The following is a 17915-nucleotide window of genomic DNA, read 5'->3' as shown; positions in this document are numbered from 1 at the left end:
TTAGGAATTTTGAATTATGAATTCAAAATTAAAAACGGCATAGTAAAGAACCTCTGTTGCTCTAATTTCAAATTCAAAATTCCTAATTCATAATTGCTCTTCACGATCTGTCCTGTCTCCACCACCGCTCGACGACATCCGAGACGACGGTCTCCTTTTCCGACCCCACCCATTTGTCATAGAACTTGATGTCGGCGCTGTCCGGCGGCGGGGCTGGATAATCGAGCAGCACGCGGACGGGAAGTGGCGTCGAGTCGCCGATGATGAGCGCTTCGCCTGGACGGAGCGTCGGCAGAAGGTCGAACAATCCGCTGAAGGAATCGGGGACCAGTTTCCGCACGTAGTTTTGGTCGGTGGGATTTGTCAAACGGAGCGTGATAAAATTGTTGCATTGCGACAGGATCGTTTCCGAAAGCTCCGACGGACGCTGGCTGACGATCATGCACGCAACGCCGTATTTTCTCCCTTCCTTCGCGATGCGCTCGACCGTTCTCCGCGCCGCGCGGTTGTGCGCCGTGGGGACCTGCGGCAGGTAATTGTGCGCTTCCTCGAAGACGAGCAGTACCGGAAAATCGGACTTGCTCTTGTTCCAGAAATTGAAATCGAAGATCATCCTGGCGAGGAGCGACACGATGACGTTGACGATATCGAACGGTACACCGCTCAGGTCAAGGACGGTGATCTGTTTCTTGTTTTCCAGGCCGAAGATCTTGGAAATGACGTCCTTGATCGCGACGGAGTCTTTGAATTTCTTCGGCTTGAACATGAACTCATACCGCCTGTCAGTCATGCGGCTGTCTAAGCGGACGAGGAAGCGCGTAAACTGGCCGAAGAACGGTCCCTCGCGCGACTGCCCGCCTCCGTAGCCGGTGATCCGCTCCGTGTCGTAGAACTGGAACTTCGCCCGCACTTCGTTCAGGTCATAGTAGACCGGCGCGTCGATGGTGATGTATTCCTGCAGCGTCGGGTTCTTGATCTTCTTCGAATTAAGGACGAGGTCCTTCAAGAGCATTTCCTGGCTTTGTGCCGAAGACTCGCTTTCATCGACGAATGCCTCGCGCATCTCCTCGAAATTCATGAACCAGTGGGGCAGCTCGAGGTCGGTGATATTGATGATGTTTCCGAAGTCGCGGAAGGCGGCCTTGTATTCGTTGTGAATATCGAGCACGATCACATGCGTGTTGGAGAACATCTGTACTTTCTGGAGGATCGACGAGACCGCGGTCGATTTTCCGGATCCGGTCGAACCAAGGAGGGCGATGTGTTTTCCGAAGAATTTATTCGGGTCGATGTATTGGCGCTCTCCTAAATAGCCGGAGATGTCGCCGATCGCAAACCCGAATTGTGCGTACGTGGAAAAGAGCGTCGTCATATCGCTGTCGTCGGTCATGTAAACGTCGGCGCCGACCGGCGGGAAGCTGGCGATTCCTTTCTCGAATTTTCCGTTGACAACCGAGCCCACCAGCTGTATCTCCATCTCTTTTTTTCCCTTGAGGATTTGCGCGCCTTCCGCCACGCCTTCTGTTGCGGGCTGATCCTGGTGGGAAAGCTGGACGCGGGCGATCATTCCGATGACGCTTGTCGTGCCGATCGGAATTGCGACGAAGGTGCCGATCTGGCCGATCTGGTACGGTTTCCCTCCCAGCATTCGTTCCATTGAGATGATCGTATTATCCAGCACGGCCATTGCGCTTGAGCTGCTGATGCTATATATGGTACCGATATGTTTTTCTGATGCGGGCATACGCGTACTGTCTAAATTTTCAGTGAAGGGTTTGGTGAGAAGCGATTTCGCTACAGGATAGTAGCAAAATTACGGTAGTTTGTCAATGAGGACGAAAAACGTCCGTTCGGGAGGAGAACATCAGTTGATCCTATTCCAGGTAGAAGTAAAACCGTCGGCAGCGTTGTCGGAAAGAATGAGCGTGTCGGCATCAAGCCGCGAAATGATCTGTGCCGGAGCGATGAACTGGTAGCGCAGTATTTCCACCGTGCCGCCGTTTATTGTCTCTTCGCTCAAAGAAAACGTGCTTGAGGTGACCAAGGAATCGTTGCGATACACTTTATAGCAACTGTCTGCTCCAAAACGTATGGCGCTTGTATGACGCTCTGTCTGCGGCGTAAACGTGCCGCCGGTAAAGCCGCCGACGCTTTTGATCCAGTTCCATTTCCCCAATAGCGAAGGAGAGCTCGGTCCGGTCGGATCGTTTTTGCATCCGAGAGCGATGGAGAGAATGATAATGCAGAAAGAGAGAAGTCTATTCAAGTCCGCTCCTTCGGACGAAGCCGGGCCCCGAGGAATTATTTCACCAACAGCATCTTTTTTGTATCGACAAGGTCTCCGGCGCGCAGTTGATAAAAGTATACGCCGCTCGCGCAATCTCCGCCGTTCCATTGCACAGCATATGTTCCCGCCTGACGTTTTTCACTGACGAGCGTTGATACTTCCCGCCCGAGAAGATCGAATACTTTCAACGAAACAAAGCGTGCATCGGGAACAGTGAACCGGAACTCGGTTGCGGGGTTGAACGGGTTCGGATAATTCTGCGACAGACTGAAACGGAGAGGGATGGCCTCCATAGACCGATGAACCGCTACGACCGTTCCGTACCGCTTGCCGTCGATAAGCGCCGCCGTGATTGTGGTGGCGTTTCCAAGCCCATCTGCCTCACCGACGATGCCGATGCTGTCGACAACGGTGGTCGAGGACAAAAGGGCGCCGGGGAGAAACGCCTGGTAGTCTTGGTACCGTCGCTGCAAGCCAAAATAACTCCCATTTCCGGATGCCTGAAGCACCGAAAAATCAAAGGGGGAGTTCCGGTAGAATGCGATCGTGTCCCCCTTTTGCGCCGACAGGTCGAACCGGAGAACTTCTGCAGAGTCCCGGAATGAGTACTGGTAAACCCGAAATCCATCCTTCCTCAAAAATTCATCTGGGAAAAAAGTGGAATGGAGTCGCACATAGCGGTTGCCATTTAAGAACAATGTATCCTTGTCTGCGATCGTCGAATCGAAACCGCCGGGATAAGGCGGGATAGGGTTTTCGTAGTTGGTCCATGAATAATACCATCGGTCGCCGATGGCGAGCGGGAAGGAAAAATCAGACGCCTTGTCAACATCACTCAAAAGAAAATTTACGATCACGCCTGTAGGGCCCCTTGTCGCGGTCGACCACACCCTGCCGCTCCTGTCCACATAAAAGGATGATTCAAAATTATAGCCGGTGGCCAGATAAGCCGTAGCAGTATCGCGGTTGCCGATGTTTTTTATGAGGCATGATTCAATCGCTGAATAATAGTCCGTAACCAGCGCGTCTTGATTTTGCAATGAGTCCGTAATCAAAGAGACGATTGACGAGGAATTCGACGCCAGTCGAAAAACCTGTTCTTCCTGGATCGCTGTTCCTTGCTTTGATACAAAGTACCGTAACCTGGCCGTGTCGCTGTAGGCATCCAGCGTTGAGGCAACAACCCTTGTTTCTCCATCGGGCATAAATTTGAATTTCGGCAGGATAGAATAAAACCCTGGAGTCGAGTCTATTTGTATTCCACTCGCGCCGCGATAATGGAGCATGTAAGCTTTTCCCGGCCCGTACACCGACGCCCAGCCAACATGAATGCCACCGAGGCTGTCCGGACCCCAGGCGAACCGATTCATCGGGAATTCGGACGAAGTATAAGCGGTGGGGAAATATTGCGCAGAGGGAATCTCATACAACACAACGGGATCGTCAAATTGGCCATTGCTGAGTTTTCGATATACAAGACGGACGTCGGGTTGATTTAGCGAGTCAGCCTCGAAATAAATGCAGTGTAAAGTATTATGGGAATATATTAATTGCGGAAAAAAGCCGGTCCCGACAACAACAGTGTCCGTACAAAGGCCGGTTTGACTCCTTGACAAATACAATATCGTGCTTTGATAGTTAATGACGAGTCCATATCCGGTTAAGGAGAGCGGCGTTACATTCTCCCACACACAATGAAGAGTCTTTGCATTATCCAGGGCCACAGACGGATGGAGGCCGTTTGGAAAAGAGAAAACTGGCTCGAACTTTCCGTTTGAAAATTTTCCGGCAGATAGAACCGGCCTGTCAAAATACGTAGGAGGAACATCGGCAGCAAAGCGCCCTATCTTGCTCCAGGCAACAAATAAGGAATCATCAGTGCTGACGGCGGACGCCACGGAAAATTCATCCTGGTCGTATTGGAACGCGTGGAACAGGAACCTGGCTGTATCGGGAATCAAAACGACAGCTCTCTGCGGCGATTCCGGGTGGAGCAAAAAGAACGGGATCGTGAATCCTTCCGATCCGTCAAAAGAGGAAGAGGAGGAGGACATCAAACCCGAAACGTAGAAGTCGCCTGGCGCAGGAAGAACGTATGCAGAGATGACCGGGTATGGAAGATCAGGATAGGCGTCTTCGTTGACAATTTGTGCGTTGACGGCTGCCCCCGCCCAAAATTGGAAGAGCAAAATCCCGCACAGCCCTTTCATCGATTCCCCCTACTTGATGAAGCTCATTTTTCCGACCCGATGCTGATCACCGACGACAAGATGATAGAAATAAACGCCGCTTGCGACGGTGGTTCCGTTGTTCAGCGATCCATCCCACCTGGCGGCATATTTTCCGGCGGGCATCCGCTGCGAGAGAAGGCGCTTCACGAGTCTTCCCTGAATGTCATACACTGCGAGTTCGGTGTTGGCGTTCGCCAATCCGGAGGGAATTGTGAACATGATGATCGTCGATGAGTTGAACGGGTTCGGAAAATTTTTTTCCAGCACCAGCGTTGTCGGCAGCTGTGAGGCAGGCGGCTGATTGTTCACCCCCATCACGAGGGATGCCCCCTCGGGCTTGGCCGAGCCCATGCTGTCGGCGAGATATAAGTTTGTAAATGAAGGACGGAGCGATGGTGAGACGTTGTACATCGTCGCCCATTCCTCATCGGTCAGCCGCGTAAAGTTCGTTGCGAGATATTCATAATAGCTCAACACCGGACCGATAAAAGCAGTGGGGGATTTACCCGGGAGCGCAGCGATGACAACGGCGAGGTTCAACGGGCCGGTTCCGGCGTGGAGCACCCATCCGACCGGGTTGCCCAACGAATCCGTCGGCGCAGTATGAACGTCGGCGATCGTCATGTCATGTTTTTGCAGGCTCGTCTGGCCATCGTAGTAGAGCCCGGCGTACCAGCCGTTGACGACGGTCTCGGGCACACACCCTCCTTCAAGCGTCTGTATATACAGCATGGAGCGCAAAAAGACTGTTTCCGATTCAGAGAGCGGAGTATTCGATAATTCCTTTCGCGCGATTGAGCCGAGCGTATCGGCAATGGCCGCGACGTAGGCAAAGTATTGCGAGCCCCGCGAGCCGTACTGCAACACAGGCTGCTGAAATTCCGCCGCCGCATTTTCAGCAAATGATTTTACTGCTTCAAAAAATTGCGGGATCGGCTCCACGTAACTTTGCGGGAAGGAACATATCGGAACGCCGGCCGTGTAGGACTGTTTTGCATACAAGAGAAAATCATGCCTCAGCTGCGCCCACGATGCAAGCTGCGTATTCATTTTTTCCTGCCACCACGCGGCCGTTTGCATGAACGGGGGGAGCGGGCTTCTGTCTGCCGGCGGATTCAGCGCCCGGATCGAATTCAGCCATCCGTTATAGATCGTACTTTGCCAGAATCCCGAATCGTACGAATCGATCAGGTAGCGCAGATCAGAAAGGTTCGAGGAGTATTTATACTGGTCGAGGTCCGGCTTCAAGAGCTGGGCGGCGGCATTGTTGCCGAGCGCGAACAAAACGTCCAGCGTCGACGGCAGCATCCGCAGGATCTTCATGTTGTCATAGATGATCTTATCGTACACGACGTTCCCGGTAACATACGAGTCGATCACAAACCGCTGACCGAGCAGCAGGAATGAAGAAGCCGGCTTTGCCTGCGCGGAGCTCATAGGGTCGGACATGAGGATCTGCGAGTTGATACGCTGGAATGCGTATGGCTTTTGTGCCACCGTATCCTGAAAGCTTTTCCACGTGAGCGAATCCAGCAGCAGGTCGGCGCTTGTGATATTGTTCGATTGAATCAGCGACCGGATGTTTGGGAGCGTGATATTATCCGATGCTCCTACGAATGCCTGGATGATGCCGTCGATCTGCCCCAGCAAAGGATACTTGTCCGCTCCGTCCATCATCTCGCTGAGAAGAACGGCATCGACCGCCTGACGCTGGATATCTGCATCGGTTTGCTGCAGTCCGGCGCTGATGGGGGAAATAATGTACATCTCAATGCGGCCGAGCCACATCATTGCTTGGAAATATTCTGTCAGCTGCTGGGTCTGTGTATAGTGTCCCCTCGGCGTGAACTGACTGAAGTCTATTGTGCGCTTCGTGTCCGAAAAGAGATCGACGTCTGCGGGCTGTTCGCCTTTGATCAAGCTCAGAAGCTGGCTGACAGCATTGGTATTTTCGCTGAACGTGGGAGTCGCCGATCTCCCCAAAAGCTGCTGAGGAACGGTGAGATAAATATCGATATCATCCAGCATGTTCTTCATCGAAGCGGAGGGGTAGCGTGCTGCCATCGACGGAAGCTGGCTGTGAAGGGCGGACAGGAGCGTGTCGAGCTTTTCGTACAGGACGTCGGTCTCGACCTGCATCAGAAGCGCATCGCATGACATGTGCAAAGCATGGAGGATGGCGTCGGTCGAAACAAAGACCGGCAGATCATAACGGTATATTTGCAGATAACCGTCGGCAAATGAATATGGCTTCAGCCGCTCCGTGACCATGAAACCGTTCTTATTCAGGAGAGATTGTTCGGCAGCGGTGAGACCGTATCGCTGATTGATGCTGTCGAAGTATTGAGCGGAACCGCAAACGGTATGAGCTCCCGCCGAGAACGTTCCAGCGCCGTAAAGAGACTGTAGTTGTTCCGTTGACAGGTTTTGATGTGACGCAATGAATTGCTTAAATGCGGCAGTGTCGAACGTCTGACTTTGTTGCGGAAAAATGAGAGAAGAGATACTTAACGACAGCGCCGCAAGCATGCCGCCGATTCGGTAGGATTTCATATCGCACCCCTTTCCGGAAGGAAAAACTTCGGTACAAAAGTACGGGCGCTAAAAATGAAAAGCAAGCAGGAAGGAAAAAACGGGATTGCGGAATCCGCACGTCGGACATTTGCCGGAGGTATTTGGTTGGGACGCGTCCGATTTGACCCGGCCCAAGCTTCGAATTACTTCATTTTTTGCAGATTCCCCAGCCCGTCATATGCTGCGTATTTATACGCCTCGGAGAGCGTTGGGAAATTGAACACCGATTGAATGAAATAATCGATGGTGAGCCCTTGCGAGAGGACGAAAAGTCCGATATGAATCAGTTCGGACGCTCCTTCCCCTATTATATGGACGCCGAGAAGCTTCTGGTCGGAAGGAGAGAAAAGAAGTTTTACCATGCCGCTCAGGTCGCCGATGATCTGTCCGCGGGCGTTGAGCTCGAACATCGCCCTGCCGGCGCAGTACGGAATTTTTTGCTCCTTTAATTTTTCCTCGGTGGCCCCCGCATAGGAAATTTCTGGAATCGAGTAAACAGCGAGGGGAATAAACGGCGAGACCTGCTTTTTGTACTCGAGCTTGAAAGCATGGCACATGGCGACGCGCGCCTGCTCCATCGACGTGGAGGCGAGCGAAGGAAAGCCGATGACATCTCCCGCCGCATACACGTTCGGTGCTGATGTCTGGAATTGCGCATTGACAGCGATCTGTCCTTTTGCGTTCGGAGCGATGCTGAGCTTCTCGAGTCCTAAATTTTTTGTGTTCCCGTATCTTCCGGCAGCGACCAGCACCTTGTCGGCAATGACTTTTTTCCCGCTCTTCAGGTGGATGGTGACCGTCTCCGTTCCCTTGTCAAGCCGCTCGTACACTTCGTTGACAAGGATCGTCATGCCGAGATGCGTGAGATGTTTGTGAAGGCGCTCCGAGACCTCTCCGTCGATAAAGGAAAGAAGCCGTGGCTTCGATTCGATGAGGGTAACAGGAATTCCAAGAGCGGTAAAGATCGTGGCATATTCGCAGCCGATGATGCCGCCGCCGACGACCGCAAGGTTCCTCGGCATGCGGTCCATGTTGAGGATGGAATCGCTGTCGTAGACAAGGCGGTCGTCGATCGGAAAATTGTCCGGCCGGTTGGGGATCGAGCCGGTTGCGATGAGAATAAACTCGGCGGTGTATTTTTCTATCGACCCGTCTCTTTCGACCTGGACAGTGTGCGCATCCGCAAAGGAAGCATTCCCGAAGATCAGCTCGATGTTGTGCCGTTCGATGTTCTGGTAAATGAGGTCCCATTCGTTGTTGACGACATGCGTCTTGCGGTACATGAAATCTTCGATGGAGATGTTCTGCTTGACGCTGTAGTCGATGCCGTAGAGTCCGCGCTGCCGGAGGTTTGAAAAATAGAGGGCTGTTTCACGGAGGGTTTTGCTCGGAACGGTGCCGGTGTTGACCCCCGCACCGCCGACACGCGGGGCTTTTTCTATGATCGCTGTTTTCTTCCCGAAATAGGCGGCCTGCGCCGCTCCCTTTTCACCCGCCGGTCCCGAGCCGATTACTATGAGGTCGAAGTCGTATGTGCCAGCCATTACCAGGATTAGTCAGAATATCCGAGGAAGATTGAGAGCAAAGATACACCTTTTTTGGAAAGAGGCAATACATTGGGAGTTCTTGGCCCGAAGCTCCAAGTCCCGAACCTTTCCGTTACGATCAGAATCGACTCCCGCGCGTGACCCGGGACTGAAAAACCCCTTGCTCTTCTCCGGAATAAGGTGTATATTATCGACGCAATTAATAGTACATCGTTATTGCGCTTGTCATTGCTTTTTCGCTTGAGATTTTTCAAAGACAGAGGCACAAGGGTTATCCTTTTCCGAAGGAACCTTCGGACCGATTTCTGAAACATCGATAGACGAAATGTAGTCGCATCGAAAGGTAGATGCAGCAAGCCGTTGATGCGATTTTTTGTTTATGGCAGCAAGAGTCAACGCTGTACGCTTTTTTCCGTACAACCTGCGGAAAAAAGGTTTTTGAAAAATCTTTTACGAAAGGAGACGTTCCGTGGAAAAAGGAACAGTCAAATGGTTCAACCGGACCAAGGGTTTTGGATTTATTTCGCGGCCGTCGGGCGAGGATGTGTTTGTGCACTACCGCTCGATCGTCGGCGAAGGGTTCAAGAACTTGAACGAAGGCGACCAGGTTCAATTCGATGTTGAGAATGGACCGAAAGGCCTGCAAGCGGCGAACGTTCAGAAGATATAGTTCTGACGCGTTGATGACAAGTCCCGTGCAATGCACGGGACTTTCTGTTACCATCCGATCCTCAACAGCGAGGACATAAGGAGGCTTTAGATATGCTGAATGGCACCGTAAAATTCTTCAATTCTACAAAAGGCTTCGGCTTCTTGACCACGCCGGAAGGCGAGGATATTTTCTTTCACAAAAGCAACGTGAAGGACACGGGGTTCCGCGACGAGCTTCGCCAGGGAGACAACGTCAAATTTGAGATCCGCGTCGAGCAAAAAGGAAAGCGTGCGTACAATATCGCCCGCGTTTCATCCGAAGTTCCCAAAGAATAAGCGCGCGATCGACCCCCGCGATTCGCTGAATAGTAAAAAGCCGTCCGCGCATCCGCGGCGGCTTTTCTCTTTTAGAGGCTGCGAAGTCCTTCCGAAATTGCATTTGTAAAAAAATCTCATAGATTTATTCCACGTCCGAGCACAATAACCCGAGCCCCGTCCCCCCCAGTCGAAATTCTTATTTCATAATTCTTCATTACTCTTATGATTCTTTCCGACACAAAAATTCTCGAAGAAATGAAGCGCGGCACGATCGTCATTACGCCGTTCAGCCGAAGATACCTCGGTTCGAACAGCTACGACGTCCATCTCGGGAAATCGCTGGCAATGTACGACGATGAGATTCTCGATGCAAAAACGCATAACACCATTCATCACTTTGAGATCCCCAAAGAAGGCATCATCCTCGTTCCGAGCAAGTTATATCTCGGCGTTACGGAAGAGTATACCGAAACGCACTGCCACGTCCCATTTCTTGAGGGGAAAAGCTCGATCGGCCGGCTCGGAATCGATATTCATGCAACTGCCGGCAAGGGGGATGTCGGTTTCTGCAACACCTGGACCCTCGAAATTTCCGTCCGCCAGCCGGTGCGTATTTACGCCGGCATGCCGATCGGCCAGCTCATCTATTTTGTGATCGACGGCGACGTCGAAGTCCTCTATAATAAGAAAGAGAACGCGAAATATAACCGGCACACCAACAAACCGGTCGAGTCGATGATGTGGAAGAACTTCAAGAAATAATAAAAAATTAGCGATGAAGAATTAAAAAGAAAACAGTTGAATGCCAGAGGGGCGTTTTTGTGCCACCTCGATTGCACCTTTTTACATTTTCTATCTTTGGAGTTCTCATGAAACGCATTTTCTCATTACTGTTTACTGCTTACTGTTCATTGTTGATTGTTCATTGTTCATCGGCCCAGCCCCGGCGCGCCATCACCTTCGACGACATGATCAGCTGGGGACGCGTTGCGGACCCCCAGATTTCGCCGGACGGGAAATGGATCGCGTATACGATCACCTATTACAGCAAAGAAACCAACACCGGCAACAGCGACATCTGGATAACCTCGATCGACGGCGGCACTGCCCGACAGCTGACGAACAGCCCCAAGGCCGATAATTCTCCCCGCTGGCTCCCCGACGGAAAAACGATCGCCTTTATTTCGGCGCGCGACGGCGAACCGCAAATTTACACGGTGGCGGTCAGCGGCGGCGAACCGAAAAAGGTCAGCTCGATCTCAACCGGTGTCTCGGGGCTTGTCGTCTCAAGCGATGGAAAGTATTTCGCGTTCGCCTCCGACGTTTTCCCCGACTGCGCCAGCGACAGCTGCAACAAAGCGCGCAACGACGAGATGGAGAAGAGCAAAGTAAAGGCGAAGGTCTTTACCCGGCTTCCGTACAGGGTGTGGGACCACTTCACCGATGGAAAACGGAGCCATGCGTTCATTATTCCTGCGACGGGCGGTGCGGCGGTCGACGTCACTCCGGGGGATTATGATACCCCGCCGATCGATATCGGGGGGGATTTCGACTACGCATTCTCGCCGGACGGAAAAGAATTTGCCTTCGTCCGAAACACCGATCCGATGATCGCGATCTCAACGAACAACGATATCTTTATCGAGCCGCTCGAAAAGGGAAAGCCTACCGGCCAACCGAAGCGGATCACCGACAACAAGGCGAATGATAACCAGCCTGTCTATTCTCCGGACGGAAAGTATATCGCCTACCGCGCAATGAAACGCCCCGGCTTCGAAGCGGACAAGTACGACATTATTCTATATGAACGGGGAACGGGGAAACGCACGAACCTCACCGAATCGTACGACCGCTCAGCCGACGAAGTGATCTGGTCGCCGGATAGTAAGACCATCTATTTCAACGCAGATGACCAGGGGTACCACTCTGTATACAATGTCAGTCTTCCAACAGGAAAAGAGGCATCGAAGGTTGCACAGGTCACCTCCAAGGTCTATGTCTCGCAGCCACAACTAACTCCCGACGGGAAGACGTTTGTGTTCACCAGAACGACCGTCCGCAATCCGCACGAAGTATGGCGGATGGACACCGAAGGGAGAAATCTCCGGCAATTGACGACGACGAACGACGCCAGCATCGCCAAGCTGGAAATGAACCCGCTTGAGGAGTTTTGGTTCGACGGTGCCGGCGGGAAAAAGGTCGAGGGGTTCATCCTGAAGCCCCCCTTCTTCGACCCGAACAAAAAATATCCGATGGTCTATCTTATTCATGGCGGACCGCAGGGACAGTGGGACGATATCACTCACTACCGTTGGAACCCGCAAATGTTCGCATCCCCCGGTTACGTTGTCGTCATGGTCAACCCGCGAGGCAGTACCGGCTACGGCCAGCAATTCACGGACGAGATCTCTGGGGACTGGGGAGGAAAAGTATTCACCGACCTGATGAACGGCGTCGAGTATGTGATGAAAACGTATCCGTTCATCGACACGGCGCGCATCGCCGCGGCCGGGGCGTCGTACGGAGGGTACATGATCAATTGGATCGAAGGACATAATGACAAGGGGATTTTCAAAGCGCTCGTGAGCCACGACGGCGACTACAATTCGATCAGCGCCTTCGGTGCGACCGAAGAACTGTGGTTCGAGGATTGGGAATTCAAAGGAACGCCGTGGGAGAACCGCGAGCTCTATGATAAATTCTCGCCGAGCAACTTCGTAAAAAATTTCAAGACGCCGATGCTGCTCATCCACGGGCAATTGGACTACCGGCTCGATGTGAGCGAGGGTTTCCAGATGTTCACGGCGCTGCAGCGGATGCACGTCCCCTCGAAGATGCTGTACTTCCCGGACGAAGGCCACTGGGTGCTGAAGCCGCTCAACAGCGAGCTGTGGCATAAGACGGTGCTCGGATGGCTTGCGGAGTACCTGAAGAAATGAAAAATCAAAGATGAAAATGGAAAAATTGAAATTAAAAATAGAATGTATTCTGGTCAAATAAGATCTTCTATGGCTTGATTTTTTCTCGATATCTCTTCTTTTTCATTTGCAATCTTTGATTTTGCAACAGGGAAAAATAATTGACCGGCAAAATCAGTATTTGCAAAGCAAAAATGAAAAAGAAAGGGATGAAAGAAAGAGAGAACCGATAGCACCAAATTTCTAATCTCTTCATTGTGTCTTTCCTTTTTCATTTTTAATATTCGATTTTCCTTGGGGGGAAAATGAATACTAACTCGCAGATCCAAAAGGACGAAATTAAGCGCCGCCTGTACACATTCACGTTAAAATTAATTGCTTTTCTTGACCGGCTTCCAAACGATATTGTTTCCCGCCGGTTAGGGGACCAGCTCTTGAGAAGCGGAACAAGCATTATTGGAAATTACGTTGAGGGGCAATCTGCAAGCAGCAGGAAAGATTTCACGAACTATTTTGTTGCATCGCTCAAATCGTCCAATGAAAGCAAACTCTGGTTTGCACTGCTGAGAGACTCTAAGCGGGCCGAATACGAGAGCGTCGATTGGTTTCTGAGAGAATTGGACGAGGTATCAAAAATTCTGGCATCAAGCATTCTCACGCTTAGAGGTAAGCGGTAAACGCTGGATACGGGCTATTGCAAATTTTTGTTCTTTATTTTTCCGATTTCATCTTTTCATTTTAATGTAACAATGGCGTTCGTCTCGAAACTAAAAAACATCCAGCAACGGAACAATTCGCTGCTTTGCATCGGCCTCGACACCGATCCCGCTAAGCTCCCCGGCTTTCTGAAATCCCATGAGAATCCGCAGGCCGAATTCAACCGGCGGATCATCGAGGCGACGAGCGATATCGTTTGCGCATACAAGGTCAACGCTGCCTTTTACGAGGCCGAAGGAGAGCGGGGATGGCGCGCGATGCGTGAAACACGCCAGGCCATTCCTTCTTCCGTTATTTCGATCGCCGACGCCAAGCGGGGAGACATCGGCAATTCATCCGAACGCTACGCGAACATTTTTTTGAATGACCTGAAGTTCGATGCGGTCACGGTCAGCGCCTACATGGGGAAAGATTCCATCGTACCGTTCATTCAGTCGGGCGAGCAGTGCGCGTTCATTCTTGCGGTGACATCGAACCCGGGAGCAAGGGATTTTCAATATCTCAAGGTCGGCAAAAAATTTCTTTACGAGAAGGTCATTGAAACGGCGCTGAAGTGGAATACAAAGAAGAATATCGGCTTTGTGGCCGGCGCCACCAAACCGAAAGAGCTTCGTTCGATCCGAGAAAACGCGCCGGATGCTCCGCTCCTTATTCCCGGCATCGGCGCCCAGGGAGGGAGTGTAGAATCGGCAGTACATTATGGATGCGATAGCAAGGGATATTTAGCGATCATCAACGCCAGCCGCAGCATTCTCTATGCTTCAGACGGCGAAAATTTTGCCGACGCTGCGCGTGCAGAAGCGCTGAAGCTCAGGGAAGAAATCAACTCCTGGCGGGAAAAGTTCTTCCAGCAGTAAACGATCTCCTCTTCTCACGAATCATCCGCGTCTCATCATCGTATTCCGGGGGGAACCGGCAATGCATTCCACAGCCATTCACGAGGACATTCTTCGTCATCTCTGGACCAACCAATACCTCAACGCTGAACGTTTGGCAACGCTCGACGGCAGGAAACTGAAAGTTGTTTCACCGGGGATTGTCAACCGGGACGGCGGGCCCGATTTCCGCGACGGTGTTGTCATTTTGGATGAACAAACATACCGGGGCGAGATAGAGTTTCACCGTTATGCAGACGATTGGTATGCGCATTTGCACAACACCGATCCAAAATATAATTCGGTGATCCTCCACGTTGTTCTTTATGCCGGTCCGAACGGACCGGCGACGCTGACCGCCAGCGGGCGCCCGGTTCCCGTTGTTGCCATTGGCGAATTTCTCTCGTTCCCGCTGGAGAAGATCATCGAGCATGCACGGCGCGATGAGCATCTCTCGCGTTCTGCGTCTCTTCGATGCCATCGTCTGAACGATGAAGTGCAGAGCGACCTCCTTGAGCGCTGGATCGGCGTTCTCTTTCGGGAACGATTAACCGAAAAAGTAGTTTATTTGTACCGGCGCTTGGTCGGAATAAGCGAAGAGCATTCCCTCGAGGTTCTTGAGCCGTCTGAGAATTACGCTCCGCAGCCCGGCAAAGAAAACCCGGACGACATTCCGATTCCGGGAATGCAGGTCGACCCGCGGCAACTGCGCAGTCCATTTTCCTGGGAACAGCTGTTGTATGAAGAATGCATGGACGGGCTGGGATATTCCAAGAACAGGGTTCCCTTCGGAAGGCTTGCGAATCGCGTCTCTGTGCCGCTGCTGAGGTCTCTTTCGCCGCAGGCGGAGTTAACTCCATTGGAAATCGAGGCGGTTCTCTTTCATATCTCCGGGCTGCTGCCGGAAGCTCAAACGGTCCGCGACCAGCAATCCAAGATACGCCTCCACCAATTGAGATCAACATGGAACGATCTGGCGGTGATCTCCGCACCGGAGAGACTACTTTCTCGGGAGGTCATGCATTCCGCAGATTGGGTCTTTAGCCCGACGCGTCCCTCGAATTTTCCGACCGCGCGCGTTGCGGCCGCATCCGTGCTTGTTCATCGCATTATGTATCGGCAGCTTCTCATCCATATCGTCACCATAATTAATGGCGGCCGCTCAGCCGCCCATGAGAAGCTCGCGCAGCTTCTGTCGGCGCTGACGATCGAGGAGGACTCGTTTTGGAGCTTCCACTATTCATTTACCGAGTCGTCCCCGCGGCGGCATGCTCTGCTCGGCGACGCCCGTACGTACGATCTAATCATCAACACGCTGATCCCTCTGTGCAGTTTGTATGCGGTCATTTTTGACGTGAACGATCTCAACGATCATTGTTTGGAATTGGCGGCTGAGATTCCTCGTCTGGAAGATAATTTCATCACACGAAAAATGGAAAGGCAGCTGCTGAAGAAAAAAATCGGATTGCATTCGGCCCTCGACCAACAAGGGGTCATCCAGCTGTACAAACGGTATTGCCGCGCCGATCGGTGCAATGCATGCGAAGTCGGCAGGACAGTCTTTCAGAATTGAACCATGGGCGATTGGAACGACGAAATAGAAATTGAACTGCGGAGAGCGCGGCAATCAAAGAACCCCGGCCGATTGCGAACGTCGGCGCGGCGTGCTGCCGGGATCGCGATCCGGGAATTTCAGAAGCTGAATGCCCCTCACTCCGCGGAACAGGATTATCTGAGCGCTCTTCGGACATTCATGAAGCTGGAACGCATTCCGCCTGACGTTGCCTCCGCGGCGGCGCGCCTGGAAGCCCGGCTTGGTCCGGATTTCACCTCTCCGAGCGTCGACCCGATCGGCGATGCGATGATCATTGTGGAGTTTGTGAGGATCAAGCTTCGGGACTCAGGGAGATAATGAACCCGGTGCACGTGAAACTTCTTGCATTGTTTCCAACGAAGCACTACTTTCTTGTGTAGGAAAAAACCAAAACATGAAGACAGCCTCACACAAAGAGACGGTGCTCTATCTTGACCGGAACGAAAATCAGTTCGGTCCGGCACCGGAGTGCTTTTCCATTCTGCAGAAGACGGCGAAGAATCAGCTCACTACGTACTCGCGCGATTATCTCCGCGGCGTCAAGAGCACGCTTTCGGAAAAACTGGCAGAGGAGTATAATCTTCCGGAGACGTCGGTCCTGCTCAGCTACGGGAGCGAGGACATGCTCAAGCAAATAGTCCACTGTTATCTTGGTCCGGGACAGACGATGATGGTCCCGAAATATTCATGGTGGTATTACAAATCGGTCGCCGCCGAAGTTGGGGGAAGGGTCATGGACTATCCGATGCGTGCCGGCGAGTCGTCCTTCTATTATGACCGTGAAGAGATCGGTTCGCTTATCCGGCGCGAGAACCCGCGCATCCTGCTCATCGCTTCGCCGAACAATCCCACGGGGAACGTGTTCTCATCTGATGACATCAAAATTCTATTGAAGAGTTTTCCAGAGACGTTGGTGGTGCTCGACGAGGCATATTTCGGATTTTCTGACTCTTTGAACGACACGGCTCCCCAGCTTACCACACATTATCCCAACCTTGCCGCGCTCAGGACGTTCTCAAAGCTCTACGCCCTTGCCGGGGTTCGGATCGGCCACGCATTCGTCGGAAAGAACTACCAAAAACTCATCACGTACAGCACCCGGTATTTAGGCTATAATCAGTTGTCGGAGCAGCTCGCGCTGGCCGCTCTCCGGGACTCAGCGCACTATCGGATGGTGGCATCTGCAACTGCCGGAGAACGTCAACGCTATTATGATTTCTTTCAGGCGGGCGACGGATGCACGGCGTACCGTTCCGAAGCGAACTTCGTTCTTGTGAAAATCCCGGCAGAGCAGATCGCTGGGCTCAAAGAACGCATTGAAGGAGAGGGAATTTTTATCAAGTTCTTTTCAGAGCCGGAGCTCTCCGGTTTTGTCCGGATCACCATCGGAACGCCCGGTCAAAACACGCGTCTCATCCGGGAACTGCAAAAGTATTTTTCAGTTACACGAGCCCCCATTCCCGAACAACGGTAACGTTCATGCATTGCGTTATTCTTGCCGCCGGGACCGCTTCCCGGCTTCGCCCTCTCACCGACTCGACTCCGAAATGCCTTCTCCAGATCGGCCATCGGACGATCCTGGAACGGACCATCCGGGCGGTCTTTCACGCGGGTATCATCCATTTCACGATCGTCGTCGGTTTTCAGGATTGGAAGGTCAAGAATTTTCTGAAGCGGAATTTCCCGTCGCTCGATTTTACCTTCGTCGTCAACAATCGGTTCGATACGACCAACAACGCGTTCTCGCTCCTGCTGGCGCGGGACGAAATCATCGGCCATGAGCTCCTTCTGCTGGACGGCGATATCCTCTTTGACGATGAGATCATTCCGCTCGTGATGAAATCGCCGCGTGAAACAACTCTCGCGGTAAGAACGTCGGACAGCGTCGGAGCGGAAGATGTTAAGGTCGAGGTGAAGGAGGGGGGAGAAATCATCCGCATCGGCAAGGAACTTCCCGCAGCGTCAGCATTCGGCGAATCGATCGGCATCGAAAAATTCTCGCGGGGGGACACGACAAAACTTTACGACACGCTGGAAAAAAGGATCAAAACGGAAAACCGGGTCGATGAATTTTATGAGGCATCATTTCAGGAGTTGATCGACGGCGGGACAAAGATCTATGCGATCGATGCCGGTAAGTACCGCTCCATTGAGGTCGATACGCCCGAAGATTTGCAGACAGCCGAGTCCCTTTTTTCATAAG

General features: G+C 52.2%; 17 protein-coding genes. 11 read left to right on the top strand and 6 right to left on the bottom strand.

Annotated elements, in window-relative coordinates:
• Positions 1–100 precede the first annotated feature (100 nt).
• The 3 genes from VMF88_05340 to VMF88_05330 all read right to left on the bottom strand — a co-directional run bounded on the left by VMF88_05340 (position 101) and on the right by VMF88_05330 (position 3657).
• A complete protein-coding gene (locus VMF88_05340; GenBank protein HTY10476.1) occupies positions 101–1744 on the bottom strand; it encodes an ATP-binding protein in 1644 nt (547 codons plus the stop codon).
• 120 nt (positions 1745–1864) lie between these two features.
• On the bottom strand, positions 1865–2266 hold the full coding sequence (locus VMF88_05335; GenBank protein ID HTY10475.1) for a hypothetical protein: 402 nt from the start codon (positions 2264–2266) through the stop codon (positions 1865–1867).
• A 35-nt stretch (positions 2267–2301) separates the two neighbouring features.
• Complete coding sequence (locus tag VMF88_05330; protein ID HTY10474.1) at positions 2302–3657, bottom strand: T9SS type A sorting domain-containing protein; 1356 nt, start codon at positions 3655–3657, stop codon at positions 2302–2304.
• A 508-nt stretch (positions 3658–4165) separates the two neighbouring features.
• On the opposite strand from VMF88_05330, the gene VMF88_05325 reads away from it, so the two are divergent.
• Positions 4166–4357, top strand: coding sequence for a hypothetical protein (locus tag VMF88_05325; GenBank protein HTY10473.1), 192 nt, complete (start codon positions 4166–4168; stop codon positions 4355–4357).
• 149 nt (positions 4358–4506) lie between these two features.
• On the opposite strand, the gene VMF88_05320 is transcribed toward VMF88_05325, so the two are convergent.
• Both VMF88_05320 and sthA read right to left on the bottom strand, forming a co-directional pair.
• On the bottom strand, positions 4507–7071 hold the full coding sequence (locus VMF88_05320; protein ID HTY10472.1) for a DUF3160 domain-containing protein: 2565 nt from the start codon (positions 7069–7071) through the stop codon (positions 4507–4509).
• 164 nt (positions 7072–7235) lie between these two features.
• A complete protein-coding gene (gene sthA / locus VMF88_05315; protein ID HTY10471.1) occupies positions 7236–8636 on the bottom strand; it encodes a Si-specific NAD(P)(+) transhydrogenase in 1401 nt (466 codons plus the stop codon).
• 472 nt (positions 8637–9108) lie between these two features.
• On the opposite strand from sthA, the gene VMF88_05310 reads away from it, so the two are divergent.
• The 4 genes from VMF88_05310 (at position 9109) to VMF88_05295 (ending at position 12547) form a co-directional block, all read left to right on the top strand.
• Entirely contained in the window at positions 9109–9309 is a 201-nt protein-coding gene (locus VMF88_05310) for a cold-shock protein (protein HTY10470.1), read from the top strand.
• A 92-nt stretch (positions 9310–9401) separates the two neighbouring features.
• Positions 9402–9626 carry a cold shock domain-containing protein gene (locus VMF88_05305; GenBank protein HTY10469.1) on the top strand — a complete coding sequence of 75 codons (225 nt, stop codon included), beginning with the start codon at positions 9402–9404 and terminating at the stop codon, positions 9624–9626.
• Positions 9627–9830: 204 nt separating this feature from the next.
• A complete protein-coding gene (gene dcd, locus VMF88_05300) occupies positions 9831–10370 on the top strand; it encodes a dCTP deaminase (GenBank protein HTY10468.1) in 540 nt (179 codons plus the stop codon).
• Positions 10371–10477: 107 nt separating this feature from the next.
• On the top strand, positions 10478–12547 hold the full coding sequence (locus VMF88_05295) for a S9 family peptidase (protein ID HTY10467.1): 2070 nt from the start codon (positions 10478–10480) through the stop codon (positions 12545–12547).
• Between the two features lie 53 nt (positions 12548–12600).
• Here VMF88_05295 and VMF88_05290 read toward each other — a convergent pair whose 3' ends face one another.
• A complete protein-coding gene (locus tag VMF88_05290) occupies positions 12601–12801 on the bottom strand; it encodes a hypothetical protein (protein HTY10466.1) in 201 nt (66 codons plus the stop codon).
• A 30-nt stretch (positions 12802–12831) separates the two neighbouring features.
• On the opposite strand from VMF88_05290, the gene VMF88_05285 reads away from it, so the two are divergent.
• The 6 genes from VMF88_05285 to VMF88_05260 all read left to right on the top strand — a co-directional run bounded on the left by VMF88_05285 (position 12832) and on the right by VMF88_05260 (position 17914).
• Positions 12832–13203 (top strand): four helix bundle protein, encoded by a 372-nt coding sequence (locus VMF88_05285; GenBank protein ID HTY10465.1) that lies wholly within the window; start codon positions 12832–12834, stop codon positions 13201–13203.
• Positions 13204–13275: 72 nt separating this feature from the next.
• On the top strand, positions 13276–14100 hold the full coding sequence (pyrF, locus tag VMF88_05280) for an orotidine-5'-phosphate decarboxylase (protein ID HTY10464.1): 825 nt from the start codon (positions 13276–13278) through the stop codon (positions 14098–14100).
• 61 nt (positions 14101–14161) lie between these two features.
• A complete protein-coding gene (locus VMF88_05275; GenBank protein ID HTY10463.1) occupies positions 14162–15691 on the top strand; it encodes a DUF2851 family protein in 1530 nt (509 codons plus the stop codon).
• A gap of 3 nt (positions 15692–15694) precedes the next feature.
• Positions 15695–16030, top strand: coding sequence for a hypothetical protein (locus VMF88_05270; protein ID HTY10462.1), 336 nt, complete (start codon positions 15695–15697; stop codon positions 16028–16030).
• 76 nt (positions 16031–16106) lie between these two features.
• Positions 16107–17186: an aminotransferase class I/II-fold pyridoxal phosphate-dependent enzyme gene (locus VMF88_05265; protein ID HTY10461.1), complete on the top strand. Its 1080-nt coding sequence runs from the start codon at positions 16107–16109 to the stop codon at positions 17184–17186.
• Positions 17187–17191: 5 nt separating this feature from the next.
• The gene (locus tag VMF88_05260; GenBank protein ID HTY10460.1) at positions 17192–17914 is read left to right on the top strand and encodes a phosphocholine cytidylyltransferase family protein; all 723 of its coding nucleotides are present in this window, start codon (positions 17192–17194) and stop codon (positions 17912–17914) included.
• The last annotated feature ends 1 nt before the right edge of the window (position 17915 follow it).

This window comes from Bacteroidota bacterium, from assembly GCA_035506275.1.
GTDB lineage: Bacteria > Bacteroidota > Ignavibacteria > UBA10030 > UBA8401 > JAGVPT01.
Note: the sequence above shows the minus strand (reverse complement) of the source record. Positions and strands in the feature narration are given on the sequence as shown.